The 15704-nt window shown below is 33.0% G+C and carries 29 protein-coding genes; all 29 read left to right on the top strand.

The window, feature by feature from the left end:
* Positions 1 to 11: 11 nt before the first annotated feature.
* Genes rpsJ through atpA form a run of 29 tightly spaced genes read left to right on the top strand, consistent with a single transcriptional unit; the run spans position 12 to position 15700 of the window.
* Complete coding sequence (gene rpsJ / locus ABWU33_RS06500) at positions 12 to 332, top strand: 30S ribosomal protein S10 (RefSeq protein ID WP_012482004.1); 321 nt, start codon at positions 12 to 14, stop codon at positions 330 to 332.
* A gap of 9 nt (positions 333 to 341) precedes the next feature.
* Entirely contained in the window at positions 342 to 1064 is a 723-nt protein-coding gene (gene rplC, locus ABWU33_RS06495) for a 50S ribosomal protein L3 (protein ID WP_012482005.1), read from the top strand.
* 2 nt (positions 1065 to 1066) lie between these two features.
* On the top strand, positions 1067 to 1681 hold the full coding sequence (gene rplD / locus ABWU33_RS06490; RefSeq protein WP_006012216.1) for a 50S ribosomal protein L4: 615 nt from the start codon (positions 1067 to 1069) through the stop codon (positions 1679 to 1681).
* Positions 1678 to 1965 (top strand): 50S ribosomal protein L23, encoded by a 288-nt coding sequence (locus ABWU33_RS06485; RefSeq protein WP_211907847.1) that lies wholly within the window; start codon positions 1678 to 1680, stop codon positions 1963 to 1965. The genes rplD and ABWU33_RS06485 overlap by 4 nt, the downstream gene beginning before the upstream one ends.
* A gap of 1 nt (position 1966) precedes the next feature.
* Positions 1967 to 2791 (top strand): 50S ribosomal protein L2, encoded by an 825-nt coding sequence (gene rplB / locus ABWU33_RS06480; protein WP_353280658.1) that lies wholly within the window; start codon positions 1967 to 1969, stop codon positions 2789 to 2791.
* Between the two features lie 3 nt (positions 2792 to 2794).
* The gene (rpsS, locus tag ABWU33_RS06475) at positions 2795 to 3079 is read left to right on the top strand and encodes a 30S ribosomal protein S19 (RefSeq protein ID WP_211907851.1); all 285 of its coding nucleotides are present in this window, start codon (positions 2795 to 2797) and stop codon (positions 3077 to 3079) included.
* Positions 3080 to 3088: 9 nt separating this feature from the next.
* Entirely contained in the window at positions 3089 to 3439 is a 351-nt protein-coding gene (gene rplV / locus ABWU33_RS06470) for a 50S ribosomal protein L22 (protein ID WP_211907853.1), read from the top strand.
* Positions 3440 to 3478: 39 nt separating this feature from the next.
* A complete protein-coding gene (rpsC, locus tag ABWU33_RS06465) occupies positions 3479 to 4099 on the top strand; it encodes a 30S ribosomal protein S3 (protein ID WP_211907855.1) in 621 nt (206 codons plus the stop codon).
* Positions 4100 to 4110: 11 nt separating this feature from the next.
* Positions 4111 to 4524 (top strand): 50S ribosomal protein L16, encoded by a 414-nt coding sequence (rplP, locus tag ABWU33_RS06460; RefSeq protein ID WP_211907856.1) that lies wholly within the window; start codon positions 4111 to 4113, stop codon positions 4522 to 4524.
* 11 nt (positions 4525 to 4535) lie between these two features.
* Positions 4536 to 4739, top strand: a complete 204-nt coding sequence (rpmC, locus tag ABWU33_RS06455) for a 50S ribosomal protein L29 (RefSeq protein ID WP_211907857.1) — start codon at positions 4536 to 4538, stop codon at positions 4737 to 4739.
* Positions 4732 to 4962, top strand: a complete 231-nt coding sequence (gene rpsQ / locus ABWU33_RS06450; protein ID WP_211907858.1) for a 30S ribosomal protein S17 — start codon at positions 4732 to 4734, stop codon at positions 4960 to 4962. The genes rpmC and rpsQ overlap by 8 nt, the downstream gene beginning before the upstream one ends.
* Positions 4963 to 4980: 18 nt before the next feature.
* Positions 4981 to 5340, top strand: a complete 360-nt coding sequence (rplN, locus tag ABWU33_RS06445) for a 50S ribosomal protein L14 (RefSeq protein ID WP_007302542.1) — start codon at positions 4981 to 4983, stop codon at positions 5338 to 5340.
* A complete protein-coding gene (rplX, locus tag ABWU33_RS06440) occupies positions 5340 to 5657 on the top strand; it encodes a 50S ribosomal protein L24 (protein WP_369800742.1) in 318 nt (105 codons plus the stop codon). Before rplN ends, rplX begins: the two co-directional genes overlap by 1 nt.
* Positions 5658 to 5663: 6 nt before the next feature.
* Positions 5664 to 6200, top strand: a complete 537-nt coding sequence (gene rplE, locus ABWU33_RS06435; protein ID WP_211907859.1) for a 50S ribosomal protein L5 — start codon at positions 5664 to 5666, stop codon at positions 6198 to 6200.
* A 12-nt stretch (positions 6201 to 6212) separates the two neighbouring features.
* Positions 6213 to 6521: a 30S ribosomal protein S14 gene (gene rpsN / locus ABWU33_RS06430; RefSeq protein ID WP_211907860.1), complete on the top strand. Its 309-nt coding sequence runs from the start codon at positions 6213 to 6215 to the stop codon at positions 6519 to 6521.
* Between the two features lie 22 nt (positions 6522 to 6543).
* Entirely contained in the window at positions 6544 to 6939 is a 396-nt protein-coding gene (rpsH, locus tag ABWU33_RS06425; RefSeq protein WP_211907861.1) for a 30S ribosomal protein S8, read from the top strand.
* 16 nt (positions 6940 to 6955) lie between these two features.
* A complete protein-coding gene (rplF, locus tag ABWU33_RS06420; RefSeq protein WP_250120306.1) occupies positions 6956 to 7501 on the top strand; it encodes a 50S ribosomal protein L6 in 546 nt (181 codons plus the stop codon).
* A 5-nt stretch (positions 7502 to 7506) separates the two neighbouring features.
* Positions 7507 to 7878 carry a 50S ribosomal protein L18 gene (gene rplR, locus ABWU33_RS06415; RefSeq protein ID WP_211907864.1) on the top strand — a complete coding sequence of 124 codons (372 nt, stop codon included), beginning with the start codon at positions 7507 to 7509 and terminating at the stop codon, positions 7876 to 7878.
* A gap of 12 nt (positions 7879 to 7890) precedes the next feature.
* On the top strand, positions 7891 to 8403 hold the full coding sequence (gene rpsE, locus ABWU33_RS06410) for a 30S ribosomal protein S5 (RefSeq protein ID WP_010404712.1): 513 nt from the start codon (positions 7891 to 7893) through the stop codon (positions 8401 to 8403).
* 3 nt (positions 8404 to 8406) lie between these two features.
* The gene (gene rplO / locus ABWU33_RS06405; RefSeq protein WP_006012263.1) at positions 8407 to 8877 is read left to right on the top strand and encodes a 50S ribosomal protein L15; all 471 of its coding nucleotides are present in this window, start codon (positions 8407 to 8409) and stop codon (positions 8875 to 8877) included.
* A gap of 3 nt (positions 8878 to 8880) precedes the next feature.
* A complete protein-coding gene (gene secY, locus ABWU33_RS06400; RefSeq protein ID WP_353280657.1) occupies positions 8881 to 10209 on the top strand; it encodes a preprotein translocase subunit SecY in 1329 nt (442 codons plus the stop codon).
* On the top strand, positions 10206 to 10847 hold the full coding sequence (locus tag ABWU33_RS06395; RefSeq protein WP_211907868.1) for an adenylate kinase family protein: 642 nt from the start codon (positions 10206 to 10208) through the stop codon (positions 10845 to 10847). Before secY ends, ABWU33_RS06395 begins: the two co-directional genes overlap by 4 nt.
* Before the next feature lie 59 nt (positions 10848 to 10906).
* Complete coding sequence (gene rpsM, locus ABWU33_RS06390; protein ID WP_006012270.1) at positions 10907 to 11275, top strand: 30S ribosomal protein S13; 369 nt, start codon at positions 10907 to 10909, stop codon at positions 11273 to 11275.
* Positions 11276 to 11299: 24 nt separating this feature from the next.
* Positions 11300 to 11686 carry a 30S ribosomal protein S11 gene (rpsK, locus tag ABWU33_RS06385; RefSeq protein WP_006012273.1) on the top strand — a complete coding sequence of 129 codons (387 nt, stop codon included), beginning with the start codon at positions 11300 to 11302 and terminating at the stop codon, positions 11684 to 11686.
* A gap of 20 nt (positions 11687 to 11706) precedes the next feature.
* Positions 11707 to 12774, top strand: a complete 1068-nt coding sequence (locus ABWU33_RS06380; protein ID WP_353280656.1) for a DNA-directed RNA polymerase subunit alpha — start codon at positions 11707 to 11709, stop codon at positions 12772 to 12774.
* A 7-nt stretch (positions 12775 to 12781) separates the two neighbouring features.
* Positions 12782 to 13210, top strand: a complete 429-nt coding sequence (gene rplQ, locus ABWU33_RS06375; RefSeq protein WP_010404731.1) for a 50S ribosomal protein L17 — start codon at positions 12782 to 12784, stop codon at positions 13208 to 13210.
* An 11-nt stretch (positions 13211 to 13221) separates the two neighbouring features.
* Positions 13222 to 13575 (top strand): YraN family protein, encoded by a 354-nt coding sequence (locus ABWU33_RS06370; protein WP_264330569.1) that lies wholly within the window; start codon positions 13222 to 13224, stop codon positions 13573 to 13575.
* Positions 13576 to 13613: 38 nt separating this feature from the next.
* Positions 13614 to 14162, top strand: coding sequence for an ATP synthase F1 subunit delta (atpH, locus tag ABWU33_RS06365; RefSeq protein ID WP_250120310.1), 549 nt, complete (start codon positions 13614 to 13616; stop codon positions 14160 to 14162).
* Positions 14159 to 15700, top strand: a complete 1542-nt coding sequence (gene atpA / locus ABWU33_RS06360) for a F0F1 ATP synthase subunit alpha (protein ID WP_007302558.1) — start codon at positions 14159 to 14161, stop codon at positions 15698 to 15700. The genes atpH and atpA overlap by 4 nt, the downstream gene beginning before the upstream one ends.
* Positions 15701 to 15704: the final 4 nt, after the last annotated feature.

Below are 15704 nucleotides of genomic sequence, written 5' to 3'. Positions count from 1 at the left end.
TAATAACTAAGATGAAGCAAGATATATATATTAGAATCAAAGCTTTCGATTGTTCTTTGTTGGAAAAGTGTATTCGCGAGTTTATTGATCAATTAAAGCAGTTTAATGCAGATTTATCTGGTCCGATTGCGTTGCCAAGAAAAGATTCTAAATTTACTGTTAATAGGTCTCCTCATGTTGATAAAAAATCTCGTGAGCAATTTGAAATGAGAATTTCTAAGCGGTTAATTATTGTACATAATCCTACTTCTACTATGATGAAGATGCTTGCAGATTTATCTTTTTCTGCTGGTGTAGAAGTGGATTTAAAGGTTAAGGAAGTTAATATTTAGGAAAAGGAAATGAAGAGAATAAATTCGCTTAGGAGAATTGGTTTGTTAATGACGAATGTTGGCCATACTGCTATGTATTTTGATAATAGTCGCATGGCTGTAACCTTATTGCATCTCAGCGAAACTTATATTATCGATATAAAAGGACAAGATAAATGTGGCTACAATTCAGTCATTTTAGGCACAGGAGATTTAAAAAAAATAGCAAAACCTCAGTTGGAATATTTAAAGAAAAAGGGTATAAATAGTAAATGTAAATTATACGAAAGTAGATTAACTGATCTATTCGGAATAGAATGTGGTAAAAAGGTGGGGGTTAATCATTTTGTAGTTGGTCAATATCTTGACATTACGGGTTATTCTTTAGGCAAAGGGTTTGCTGGTGTGATGAAGCGGCATAACTTCAGTGGGCTTAGGGCATCTCATGGCGTTTCTATTGCTCATAGATCACAAGGTTCTACTGGTCAATGTCAAGATCCTGGTAGAGTATTCAAGGGGAAGAAAATGGCTGGTCATTTAGGTAATAGCAGAGTAACTGTACAGAATATGAAAATATTATCCATTGATTATGAAAATAGCATAATTGCTGTAAAGGGTAATAATGTTCCTGGGTTTAAAAACTCTTATGTTTTTGTGAGAGATGCAGTTAAAAAGCCTTTACATAAAGATGTTCCTTTTCCAGTAGGTCTGCTGTTGAATATGAGTGATGATGCTAATAATTTGGTGAGTTAGTTATGGAATGTGAATTAGTTGATCTATCTAATAATAATGTAGGTAGTGTTGAGCTTAATCCCTTGATATTTTCTGCCAAGCAAAAATTGAGTATTTTGCATGATATAGTGAGATGGCAATTAGCAAAGAGAAGAGTTGGTGCTCATAAAACAAAGGGTATCAGTGATGTTTCTGGTACAACAGCTAAGCCTTATGGTCAAAAACGTACCGGTAGGGCGAGACAGGGGAGCTTGCGATCTCCTCAATTTAGAGGTGGTGGAATTATTTTTGGTCCTGTTGTGAGGAGTCATGCTTATTCTCTTAATAAAAAAGTACGTAAATTTGGTTTAAAAATTGCTTTATCTCTAAAATATTTAAATAATCAAGTTATTGTTCTTGATAGTTTAAATGTTGATGTGAAGAAAACATCTAAAATGTGTGAATATATTAAAAATTTTAAATTTTCTTCTTTTTTAATAGTTGGTGATTATGGAGATGATTTGTTACGTGCTGCTAAAAATTTGCATTATGTAGATTTAATCAAACCCATTGGGTTAAATGTTTTTGATATATTGAATCATGAATGCGTGATGTTAACAAAAGACACTTTAAAGCATCTTGAAGGTAGATTGTTATGATTAAATATAATAATATAATAAAATCTCCTGTAATCACAGAAAAGTCTTCTCTTTTAAGAGAGAAGTTTAATAAATACTCTTTGTATGTTTTTGTAAATGTAAATAAGCGTCAAATAAAATCGGCAATAGAGTCTTTATTTAATGTCAGAACTTCTTCTATAAATGTTATTAGAGTTAAACCTAAATATAGACGTTTCAGGGGTGTGATTGGTTGTAAAAAACAGAGAAAAAAGGTTTATTTTTCTTTGATAGATGGTCAAAAATTAGATATAATGAGCGTTTAATATGGGTATGAAATTTTTTAATCCTGTTACTCCGTCTTCTCGTGGGACTATATTAATAAGTAAAATTGGTTTATCAAAAGATAAGCCGGAGAAGTCTCTTGTATTTGGTAAGAAATCCAGTGGTGGAAGAAATAATCATGGTAGAATTACAACTCGTCACAGGGGTGGTGGTCACAAGAAGAAGTATAGAGTTATAGATTTTAAACGTAATAGAAGTGATCAGGGTGTAGTTGAGAAAATAGAGTATGATCCAAATAGAAGTGGGTTTTTAGCATTAGTATCATATAAGGAAGATGATGCTAAATCTTATATATTAGCTCCTCAAGGTATGAAGCCTGGTGATGTTGTGACAGCTGGAGATGATGCTGATATTTTGCCAGGGAATTGTTTACTACTCAAGCATATACCTGTTGGTTCTTTCGTTCATAATGTTGAGCTGAAGCCAGGTAATGGTGCTGCGATTGCTAGAGCTGCTGGTTGTTATGCACAAATCGTTGGTCGTGATGGTCAATATGTTTTATTACGACTCAGGTCTGGTCAAATTAGGTTGATTTTATCTTCTTGCAAGGCTACTATTGGTGTAGTATCTAACCCTGACCATAAGAATAGAAAGTTGGGTAAAGCTGGGAGAAGTAGGTGGCTTGGGATTAGACCTACTGTACGTGGAGTTGCAATGAATCCGGTTGACCATCCTCATGGAGGTGGAGAGGGAAAAACTTCTGGCGGTCGTCATCCTGTTACTCCTTGGGGTGTTGCAACAAAAGGAAGGAAAACTAGGAAAAAAAATAAATCTAGTGATAAGTATATAAAAAAATTGAAAGGTTAATTTATGAGTAGATCTGTATGGAAACCACCTTTTTTACACCCATCTGTACTAAGATTAGTTCAGAGAGCTTTAAAAGAGGGTTCTATTAATAAGGTGATAAAAATTCATTCCAGGGCTTCTGTAATTCTTCCTAATTGTTTGGGTTTAAAGTTTGCTGTTTATAATGGTAAAGATTACATTCCTGTTAGTATTGATAATCAGAATATGATAGGTCATAAATTTGGTGAATTTTCACCTACTCGTAAATTTACTGGGCACGGTGGTGATAAAAAGGCAACAAGAAGATAGGTAATTTATATGAAAAATAGGGATATAATAGTTGAGGCTGGTTCTAGGATTTTAAGATCGACTCCTCGCAAATTGAATTTGGTTGCTGATTTAGTACGTAATAAAAAAGTTTCTTTTGCTAATGTACAATTAAGATTTTGTGAAAAAAAAGCTGCTGGTTTTATAATGAAAGTGTTGAATTCTGCAATTTCTAATGCTCAAAATAATTATGGATTGAACATTGATAATTTATATATAAAGGAAATTTTAATAGGTAAGTCCCTTACTTTGCGTAGAGTATATCCAAAAGCTATGGGTAGGGCTAATAGAATGAGTAAATTTTATAGTAATATAACTATAAAATTGAAAGAAATTGTATGATTTATAGAAATGGAAAGTTAATAAGGAAAGTGTAAAAATATGGGACAGAAGGTTAATCCTAAAGTATTTAGATTACAAGTAAATAGTAATACCTGGGATTCTGTTTGGTGTGCTACAGACGATTATAAACAGAGATTGCATCACGATCTATTTATTCGCAGTTATATAAATGAATCCTTTAAGCATGCTGGTATTTCTAAAGTAATTGTAGAGCGTACAGTTAATTTAGTGTCTGTAATAATACATTCTTCTAAGCCTGGAGTTATAATAGGTAAGAAAGGTTTAGATGTTGAGAAGATAAAGCAAAAAATAGCTAAAAAAGTAAAAAGTAGTGTCGAAGTGAATGTAGTAGGAGTTAAAAAGTCTGAAATAGATGCAGTTTTAATATCAAGGAGTATTACACATCAGCTAGAAAAAAGGATTTCATGTAGAAGAGCGATGAAAAAAGCTATTCAAAATTGTTTGAAGATGGGTGCTGAGGGTATTAAAGTAAGTTGCTCTGGGCGTCTTGGTGGAGCTGAAATAGCTCGTACTGAATGGTACAAAGAAGGTCGTTTGCCTTTACACACTTTGCGTGCTAATATAGATTATGCTTTTTGTGAAGCGAAGACTATATGTGGTATTATAGGAGTTAAAGTTTGGGTTTATGTTGGTAGTTAAGGTATATTGAAATGTTTGTTCCCAAAAAGAGTAAATATAAAAAGTCATTTAAGGGGAGAATCAAGGGTAATGCTAAGGGTGGTAGCACGCTGTCTTTTGGAGATTATGGATTAAAAGCTATGGAAGTAGGTAAGGTTCAGTCTAAGCATATTGAAACTGCAAGGCGCGTAATATCTAGAACGTTAAAACGCTCTGGTAAATTGTGGATAAGAATTTTTCCTGATACCCCGGTTAGTAAAAAGCCAGCAGATGTACGTATGGGTAAAGGGAAAGGTAGTGTTGAATTTTGGGTATTTAAAGCTAAGCCCGGTAGGGTTTTGTTTGAAATTAGTAGTGATGTTCCCATGCATTTAGCAAGATTGGCGCTTGAAAAAGCGACTGCTAAGCTTCCTATGAAGTGTAAATTTATATCTAATCATAATTGAATGGAGTTGCAATGGATATAGTTAAATTTGAATCAGAATCTTCACAAGGATTACATGAACTCCTTGTGAATTTGAGGAAAGAATTTGTTAATTTGGCTTTTCAAAAAAAGCTGGGCCAGTGCAACAATTTTTCACGTTTTAGCTTAATAAAAAAGAGCATAGCTCGTAGTCTAACTGTATTGAATAGAAGAAAGAGAGAGGGAAAAAATGCCTAAGAAGGTTTTTTGTGGTGTCGTAACTAATGCTGAGTCTGATAAGACTGTAAAGGTTTCGGTGTTACAAGTGTATAAGGATAGGTTGTATAAAAAAGTTATTAAAAAATATAAGAAGTATACAGCACATGATGAGGGTAATAGTTGCAAAAAGGGAGATAGGGTTTTAATACAGGAACATAAGCCTATTTCTGTTACTAAAAAATGGGTTGTTATCAATAGCTAAAAAGGAATAGGTATTTATATGATTCAAAAAAATACATTGTTAGAAGTAGCTGATAATTCTGGTGCGCGTGCAGTGCTTTGTATTGGCTTGTTAGGTGGTAGGAAATCTGCATCTGTAGGTGATACGATTATTATATCTACTAAGTCTATTAACCCAAAAGGTAAAGTTGAAAAAGGAAAAGTATATAAAGCAGTTGTTGTTAGAGTAAAAAATAGTGTTAAGAAATCTGATGGTTCTGTAATTCGTTTTTCTAGCAATGCTGTGGTTTTAATTAATGATCAAGGTGAACCACTTGGCACTCGGGTGTTTGGTCCAGTAAAAAAGTTATTATCTGGTTCTTTTATGAAAATAATGTCATTAGCTGATGAGGTTTTATAATGAGTGCTAAAATAAAAAGTGGTGATGATATTATAGTTTTAACTGGTAAAGATAAGAGAAAAATTGGTAAGGTAATCAAAGTTATAATACGTGATGCTAAAAAGAAAGTAGTTGTTTCTGGCGTAAATGTGTGTAAGAGACATACTAAATCAAGAGCTGGTAGTGGTGGTGGTATATTGAATAAAGAGTTAGCTATTGATGTATCCAATGTTGCAATATTGGATCCTAAGTGTAAAACTCCAACTAAAGTAGGATTTAAGATTATAGATGGTAGAAAAGTGCGTTTTGCAAAAGTTTCTGGAGAAGTGATAGATTAGGTTGATATGTTTAAACAATTGTATAAAGATAATATAGTAAAATCCTTAAAGGATAAGTTTAATTACGGCAATGTAATGCAAGTGCCTAAACTTGTCAAGGTGTGTATCAATATGGGAGTTGGAGATGCTGCTACGGACAATAAAGCGATAAATGAGCCATTTGATAATCTACATTTGATTGCTGGGCAAAAGCCTGTGTTAACCTTTGCAAAAAAATCTATTTCTGGTTTCAAAATTAGAAAAGGTGCAACGGTAGGTTGTAAAGTGACTTTGCGTAGAAATAAAATGTATGAATTCTTAGAAAGATTAATATATATTGCTTTGCCAAGGGAAAAAGATTTTAGAGGGTTTAGTGTGAAGCAATTTGATGGTCATGGTAATTTTTCCTTTGGTATCAAGGAGCATATATCATTTTTAGAAATAGACTATGATAAAATAAGTAAAATTAGAGGTATGGATATTAATATTATAACAAGTGCAGTTAGTGATAAGGAAGCAAAGGAATTATTACTGGCTCTTAAATTCCCTTTTTTTGATAATTGAGAGAAAATATATATGGCAAAAAAATCCATGATACAGAAGAATCTTCGTAGAATAAAGTTATGCGATCAGTATAGGGAGAGAAGGGAAGAATTAAAATCTATAATGAATAATAAGGATTTATCTATTGCAAAAAGGTTTGCAGCTCAAAATAAGCTGATTAAAAAATTGCCTAGAGATTCTTCTAAAATCAGAATTAGGAATAGATGCGCTTTAACTGGTAGGCCGAGAGGAGTATATAGAAAATTTGGTTTATGTAGGATTGTTTTACGTGATTTGTGTTCTTTTGGACAAGTTCCAGGGGTTACAAAATCTAGTTGGTAAATGTGATATAAGGAGTGTAATAGTGTCGTTATCTGATGGTATTGGTGATTTTTTAACAAGAATACGTAATGCTCAATTGGCAATGCATAGGGAAACAAGAGTCCTATTCTCTAAAGTGAATTCTTCTATATTGAAGATCTTAAAAGAGGAAGGGTATATTCTTAATTATGAAAAGCAAGAGAGTGATAGTGTCCCTTCGCTTGTTGTACAGTTAAAGTATTATGATAAATCACCTGTGATTAATGATATAGCTAGGGTATCAAAGCCCGGTTGTCGTTATTATTCTAAGTGTAAGGACATTTCTAAAGCATATAATGGTCTTGGAATTTTTATTATATCTACGCCGAAAGGAGTGATGACCGATTATAATGCACGTAGATTAAAAGTTGGTGGAGAAGTTTTGTGTCGTGTATTTTAAATGATAGGAGAAATGTATGTCTCGTATAGGTGCCGCACCTATCAATATTCCTGCTGATCTTTCAGTTGAATATAATAATGGTAGGGTATTAATAAGAAGTGTTAGGGTAGAAAAAGAGCTGAGCTTGTGTAGTGGCATTCTGTGTCAGATAGTTGATAATCAATTGTTACTTTCTGTTGATCAAGGCAGGGATGATTATAATAAAATAAAATCTATATGGGGCACTTATAGAAGTAATATTAATAACATGATTAACGGTATGGTTAATGGTTTTTCTGTTGATCTTGAGATTAATGGTGTAGGGTATAAAGCAGAATGTGATGATAAGTATTTGACTTTATATCTTGGTTATAGTCATAATATTAAGTATAAAGTGCCTAAAGACGTTGAGATTAAGTGTATAAAGCCAACTCATTTAGTGATTCGTGGTATGGATAAGCAAAAAGTCTATATGGTGGCTTCTGATATATGCAAAATTAGAAAATATGATCCTTATAAAGGTAAGGGTATTGTAATAAAAGGCAAATTTATGCTGCGTAAGGTTGTAAATAAAAAGAAGTAATTAAAATGAAAAGATTGTATAATTTTTTAAGTAGCTATGAAAAAAGGAAACTTCGTAATAGAGCGAAGCTCGATAAGAGGGCTGGGCGTTTACGTATATCCATATTTAAGTCTAATAAACATTTTTACGTTCAGTTGATTAACGATGCAAAAGGAACAACCCTAGCTTCTGCTTCTACTTTGGATGATAAAATTAGGAATGTATGTAAAGGTAGGGTCAATGCTGAAACTATAAAACAGGTTTCTTCTTTATTGATTGAGCGTCTGCCTAGTACAAAATTGCAGCAGCGGTTCGTCTTTGATCGGGGGGCATATAAGTATACAGGATTGATTTCTCAATTTGCTGAAGCTTTAAGAAGCTCTGGATTTGAATTTTAGAAGGTTTGAAGTATGGCTGTAAAGAATTTACAAAATAATAATGATTTATCAGAACTTTTGGTTTCAGTCCGAAGGGTAACAACGGTTACTAAAGGTGGTAGAAGATTTTCATTTTCAACTTTGGTTGTTGTTGGTGATGGTAAGGGTAGGGTAGGATGTGGAATAGGTAAACACGCAGAGGTTGCTGAAGCAAGAGTGAAAGCTGTAAATGCTGCAAAGAAGTCGATGATTAGGGTGTACTTACGTGAAGGTAGAACTTTACATCATGATATTAAAGCTAAATTTTGTTCTGGTGAGATAGTTTTAAGAGCTGCAAGAACTGGAACAGGTATTATTGCTGGTGGAGCAATGAGGTCGGTTTTTGAGGTATTAGGTATAAAGGATGTGGTAGCTAAGTCTACTAGATCAAATGATCCCCATAATATTATATGTGCAGTATTTAAGGCTTTTGATGTTATGTTATCTCCTCGCCAAGTGGCAGGTAAGAGGGGTAAAAAGATTAGTGAGATAGTTGGAAATAGGTAAAGTATGAATGATGCTGTAAAATTAAATTCTGTGTTTACCAAATTATCTAAGAAAAAGAAGCCTAAATTATTAGGTAGAGGTATTGGTTGTGGTAAAGGTAAAACATCCGGTAGGGGGCATAAGGGGCAAAAAGCGAGAAGTGGCGTTTCTATAAATGGTTTTGAAGGTGGACAGCAGTCTATATATACTCGTTTACCTAAAAGAGGTTTTAAGCCTATACGCAAAAACTTATACTCTATATTTAATGTTGGTGATGTACAGTGCTTAATGGAAGCTAAAAAAATAGTCAAGGATTCTATCATAGATAAGGAGCTACTGCATAAACTAGGTTTTATCAGATCTGTTAAAAGTAAAATCAAACTTCTTAATAAGGGTAAATTAAGCGAAAAATTTGTGTTTCATGTTGATTTTGCATCAGAAGCTGCAAAAAGATCTGTAGCTTCAGTTGGTGGTAGTGTAGAAATACTATCGTAAATCATGAGCAGTAAATTTGCATTTAATAGTTTGGATTCTACGTTGTTATATAAAAGTGATTTACTAAAGCGTATATTTTTTACGCTAATGGCTTTAGTTTGTTATCGTTTAGGCACTTATGTTCCTATTCCTGGAGTTAATCTTGATATAATCAATGATATATTTCCAAAAGAGAGTTCTGGTGTTTTTGGAGTATTTAATTTATTTTCTGGTGGCGCTTTAGCTAGAATGACGATCTTGGCGTTAAACGTTATGCCATACATAGTTGCATCCATAGTTATGCAATTATTATCTTCTGCCGTTAAAGGAATCAATGAAATTAAAAATGAAGGAGAGTTAGGACGTCGAAAGATGAACTCTTATATACGCTATATGACTATAGTGTTTTGTATCTTTCAATCAATTACGATCTTAATAGGGTTAGAAAGAATGAATAGGGAAGGGGTATTAGTTGTAGTTGAACCTGGTATTATGTTTCGTACTATAGGTGTCTTTAGCCTTTTAGGTGGAACTATATTTTTAATATGGCTTGGTGAGCGGATCAGTGTGAGCGGTATAGGCAATGGTATCTCATTAATCATTTTTACTGGCATAACATCTGAATTACATAATGCTTTATCATCTCTGCTAACATTAAATAAAAATGGTAGTATGTCGTTTTTCATTACCCTTTTTGTTATAGCATTGTTTTTTTTACTGCTCCTTTTAGTCATTTTTACAGAATCTTCTTATAGAAAGGTAATTGTTCAATATCCCAAAAAACAGTTTAAAAAATTACATAATGATGATTTTACTTACATTCCATTGAAGATCAATTTATCTGGTGTAATACCAACTATTTTTGCTAACGCAATTTTATTAACGCCTATTTCAATTGCAAATTTCTATAAAGGTCATGCCATTGCTGATTTTATTTTAAACTACTTTATGGAAAATAAAGTGATGTACATTATAACTTACTTAATACTCATAGTACTTTTTAATTTTTTCTATACCAATTTTATATTTAATCCAGAGGAAAATGCTGATTTTCTTAGGAAAAATGGTGGTTTTATTCCTGGTAGAGGGCCTGGAAAACATACTTCTGATTATCTTCAAGATATAGTTTTTAAATTAACATTTATTGGGTCTGCGTATTTGGTGGTAATATGTACTATACCTGAAATTATGAGGTATCATTATGATATACCATTTATTTTTGGTGGGACGAGCTTGCTGATTATAGTTAACGTTATTACTGATACTATTATGCAAGTACAATCTTATGTTTTTTCAAATAGGTACGATAGTTGGATAAAGAAATATGAGTCTAAAACAAGGAGACTAAAGTGATTATTACAATTTTTGGTCCTCCTGGCTCTGGTAAGGGTACTCAGTCCAGTTTGTTAATAGCAAAGTATAATTTTAAATTAGTTTCAGTAGGAGATTTATTAAGGAATATTATATCTAGTGGGAGTAAATTAGGTAAAGGAATAAAGGATACTGTTGAATCTGGTAATTTAATTCAAGATGAAGTTATATGTAAATTATTGTGTGACCAGCTTGCATTAATAGATGGTGATTTTTTGTTAGATGGTTTTCCAAGAAATTTAAATCAAGCTCATTTTTTAACTCAAGTTTTGCAAAAAAGATGCAATAGGGATGTTGATCTTGTAATTGAGTTGCAGCTTGACGATAATATTGCAATTGATAGATTAAAAGATCGTCTTACTTGTTTGGATTGTAAAAGTATATATAGTATATCTTCTTTTAAAAATACTACTTGTGCTAAATGTAAAAGTACGAGATTGGAGAAGAGAATTGATGATGCTAATATGCTTGCAATTAATAAGAGGATAAGAGAATATCATTTTCAGATGAAGGGTTTGCGCGAGTATTATAAGGGCAAGTTGTTAACAATTAACGCTAATTTGAGTGTTGATAGAGTAATGCAAGAGATTGAAAGTAAAATTTCTTGTAATTTGATTTGACTATAAGTTGTTTTATGGTATAAATTAAGAGTTATTATTAATAAAGTATCGAGGTATCAGTGGCACGTATTGCAGGCATAAATGTTCCAGTGAAGAAGTGTATTCCTTTTGCATTAACTTATATACATGGTATAGGTATTACTACTGCGAATATAATTTGTCGTAGCTGTAAAATTGATGAGCGTAAGCGTGTTTCAGAATTACAAGATGAAGATATAGAGAAAATTAGTAGTTTTATTAGGCAAAAATATGTCATAGAGGGTGAGCTAAGAAAAAAAGTGGCTATGGATATAAAATCTTTAATGGAAATCGGTTGCTATAGAGGATTAAGGCATAGAAAAGGTTTGCCTGTGAGGGGACAAAGAACCCATACTAATGCTAAAACTCGTAAAGGCAGATCTAAATTGCCTATTGCTGGGAAAAAATAAAATTTGTTATTATCGTGAGTTTTTATGAAAAAAGTTAAAACGGTTGGTAAGAATACAAAAAGGTTTATTACTGGTATTGTCCATATTCGTGCAACTTTTAATAATACTTTTGTAAATGTGACTGATGTTTGTGGTAATACGCTTTACCAAACTTCTGTTGGTGCATGTGGTTTTTCTGGTTCGAGAAAATCCACACCTTATGCTGCAGGTAAGGTTGCCGATTCTGCTGCGAAGAAAGTAATAGAGAGATTTGGTATGAAGGTTGTTTCTGTAATAATTCGTGGTCCTGGTTTTGGTGCAGAAGCTGCAGTTAAAGCACTTCGGAATTGTGGATTGACTGTCACTTCAATTGCAGATAAAACGGCGATACCTCATAATGGTTGTAGATTAAGGAAAAAAAGAAGAGTATAGGATATTTGGAAGGTTTTTGTATGTATTATAGTGATAGTGTTTCTTTCTGTGGAAATTTAGATAGATTAACTAAGCCTAATGCGATTAAGGTAATATCAGGTGATTCAAGTAAAAAAGGTGATATAGTTCTAGAACCTTTGGAAAGTGGTTTTGCTTTAACGTTGGGTCATGCATTAAGGCGTGTAATGTTGTCTTCTCTTCGCGGTAGTGCTGTTTATGGAATAAAAATTGAAGGCGTGAATCATGAATTTACTTCGATCCAAGGAGTTAGGGAAGACATAACTGATATAGCATTAAATATGGGCATGTTGAGATGTAAGCTAAATAACACGTCTAATAAGTGCTTAAATTTGAGCGCTAAAGGGCCTTGTCAAGTATTAGCTGGAATGATAGAAACTGATGACCAATGCTCTATTGTTAATAAAGATTTGGTGATATGTACACTAGGTCAAGATGTGGAGCTTAACATTACTATATATGTTGCTAGTGGAAAAGGTTATCTTGCTGTAAATAAATATAAAGAAAATGAATTTTTAAAGTCTATGAATGAACAAGATTTAATTGGTTTTATTCCAGTTAATGCTTTATATAGTCCTGTTGAGAGGGTTTCGTATAGAGTAGAGAATAGTCGTGTTGGTCAAGTTACTGATAAAGATAAGCTGATATTGTCAATTGAAACTGATGGTACAATCTCTCCAAGTCAAGCTGTTGACTATGCTGCAAGAATATTACAGGAGCAATTTCAGCCTTTTATTAGTTCTGATATGAGTTATAAAAAATCGCAAGTTTCTTTGTCTGGTGGTGCTAAAGATTTGGGCTATGATCCTGTTCTATTGCGTAAAGTAGATGAAATGGAATTATCTGTTAGATCTCATAACTGTCTGAAAAATGAAAATATCACTTATATAGGTGATCTTGTGCAAAAGACGGAAGTTGAAATGTTAAGAACTGCTAATTTTGGCCGAAAGTCTTTGAATGAAATCAAGGCAATTTTAAATAATTCAGGTTTGTCTTTGGGTATGAATATACCAAATTGGCCGCCTAAGGATATAGAGGAACTGGCTAAACAACATACTGATGAGGATTAGGTAGTATATGAAACATGGAATAAAGAAAAATAAACTGTCTCGTTGTACCGAGCATAGGTTATCAATGTTAAAGAATCTATCTATCTCGTTAATTAATCATGAGCAGATTGTAACTACTTTACCAAAGGCTAAAGCACTTCGTCCATATGTGGAAAAGTTTATTACAATTGCTAAGAATAACGATTCTTTACATGGTAGAAGGCTTTTGCTTTCACGTCTTCATAATAGTAAGTTAGTAGTTGATAAATTATTAAGCGTTCTAGCTAATCGTTATCAAGACCGTAAAGGTGGATATTCTAGAATAATAAAATTTGGTACTCGAAAGGGTGATTGCGCTCCAATGGCAGTGATAGAGCTAGTTGATAGAGATATTTCAGCAAAAGGTGAGATTTATAGTAAAAATAAAAAAGGAAGCAAAGTAGTTACACAAAGCTAATTATTCTTTTTATGGTAAGTAGGTTACGCTATTTTGTAGGTTACTTTGGAGAATTGTTAGTTTCGATATATTTAAAGCTGAAATTCTATAATGTTATAAAACGTCGCTTCCGTTGTAAGTTGGGTGAAATTGACTTAATTGTATCTAAAAAAAAGGAGCTGATTTTTATAGAAGTTAAAACAAGTTTATTTGGAAAAGAAGTACCGATATCTCATTTTCAGTGTCAGTCTATTATAAATTCTTCTAAATATTTCTTAAGTAAAAATCTTGATTTTTTAGATTATTCAGTCAGATATGATTTATGTTTTCTTTCCTTAAGGAGAAGACCTATTTATATAAAAAATGCTTGGATTGAGGAATGGTAGCTTAAATAACTTAGATTTACTAGAATAGGTAATTTAATATGAAAAACAATAATTTAGTTTCATCTTATGCTAGAGCACTGTTTCATGTCTCAGGAAGCAGATTAGGTATTATAAGAAAAGAAGTAGAATTTTTGTTAGCTTTTTTTAAAGATCAAGATGTTTTTGTGTATCTATCTCATCCTATGGTTTCTCTTTTGCACAAAAAAGAAGCGATACTTTCTATAAATGAGAACTTGAGTGAAAACTTAGTCAAATTTATTATGGTTACACTTGCAAACAAGCGCTCCCGTTTATTAATCCTTATATTAGAAAAATTCTTAAATCTTGTAAGGGAAAGTGAAAACGAATTGGAAATTACTATAAAATCAGCAGAGGTTTTAAAGAAACCTGATATAAAAATAATTACTGAATCTTTGAACTTTCTTGGTAAAATAATAAAAGTCAGTAATGTGGTTGATCCTTCTATACTAGGTGGCTTCGTAGTTAGGTATGGTTTTAACTTGATTGATGCTTCGCTTAAGAGTTATTTGGATAGATTGGTTGATTTGAGTAAAATGGAAATGTTGAAAATAAGGAATTATATATGAAGAATAGCATAAATGCCTCTGAAGTAGTAAACATAATAAAAGAGAAGGTTGAGACATTTGATAATCCTATAAAACGAGAAAATATAGGTGAAGTAATTTCAGTAACGGATGGTATTACATTGGTCTATGGGCTGGAAAAAGCAAAGTTTGGTGAAAAGGTATCTTTTGCAAGCGGTGTAGAAGGAATAGTTCTTGATTTAGATCATGATACAGCTGGAATAGTTGTGCTTGGCAATGACCGTGATGTAAAAGAAGGGGACGTTGTAAAATGTAGTGGTGATGTTGTACAGGTGCCTGTAGGTCATGAATTATTAGGGAGAGTTGTAAATGCATTAGGCGATCCTATAGACGATGGCGGAGAAATTAGAGCCAAGAACAAAATGTATATAGAATCTAAAGCGCCAGGTATTATTGACCGTAAATCTGTGCATGAACCTCTGCAGACAGGAATTAAAATTATAGATTTGTTGATTCCTATAGGTAGAGGGCAACGTGAATTAATTATTGGCGATAGACAAATTGGTAAAACCACTATTGCGATTGATACTATTATCAATCAGAAGAAGATTAATGATGAGGTAAACGAAAATCAAAAAATTTACTGTGTTTATGTTGCTATTGGACAAAAAATTTCGACGGTAGCAAAAGTGGTGAATAAGCTAAAAGAAAGTGGAGCATTAGAGTATACAACCGTAGTTGTGGCTAGCGCATCTGACTGCGCGCCTATGCAATTTTTAGCACCTTATACCGGTTGCACTATTGGAGAATTTTTCCGTGATAATGGAATGCATTGCTTGGTGGTATATGATGATTTATCTAAGCATGCTGTGGCATATAGGCAGATGTCCTTATTGCTCAGACGTCCTCCTGGTCGTGAAGCTTATCCTGGAGATATATTCTATGTACACTCTCGCTTGCTTGAAAGAGCTGCCAAAATGTCTGATGAAAAAGGACAGGGATCTTTGACTGCTTTGCCGATTATTGAGACTCAGGCTGGTGATGTATCTGCATATGTTCCAACTAATGTGATTTCAATTACCGATGGACAAATTTTTCTTGAGTCTGAATTGTTTCACAAAGGATTTCGCCCTGCAGTGAATATAGGTTTATCGGTTTCTCGGGTTGGCTCTGCTGCACAATTGAAATCTGTGAAAAAAGTTGCTGGTTCTATAAAGCTGAGTTTGGCCCAATATAGAGAACTGGAAGACTTTGCTAAATTTGGTTCTGATCTTGATGCTACTGTTCAATTGTCCTTAAACAAAGGTAAATACCTTATTGAATTATTAAAGCAAAAACAGTATTCACCTATGCAAATAGAAGAGCAAGTATTGCTTATGTATATCTTTTCTAATCTGTATGGTCAATTAAATAAGGTACAGGTGAGCAACATCAATAGGTTCGAGTGTGATCTTATCAATTATTTTCAAACTGTTCACCCTGGAGTTTTAAAAAAGTTGTCGGGTGACATGAATGATGATATAAAAGATGATATTCTTGGTATTGTGAGTGATTTTGTCACTCAATTTAATTGCGTTTAGGTGG

The sequence above is a fragment of the Wolbachia endosymbiont (group B) of Cyclophora punctaria genome (assembly GCF_964028235.1).
Classification (GTDB): domain Bacteria; phylum Pseudomonadota; class Alphaproteobacteria; order Rickettsiales; family Anaplasmataceae; genus Wolbachia.
The sequence above is the reverse complement of the archived record's forward strand: the minus strand, read 5'-3'. Positions and strand labels throughout refer to the sequence as shown.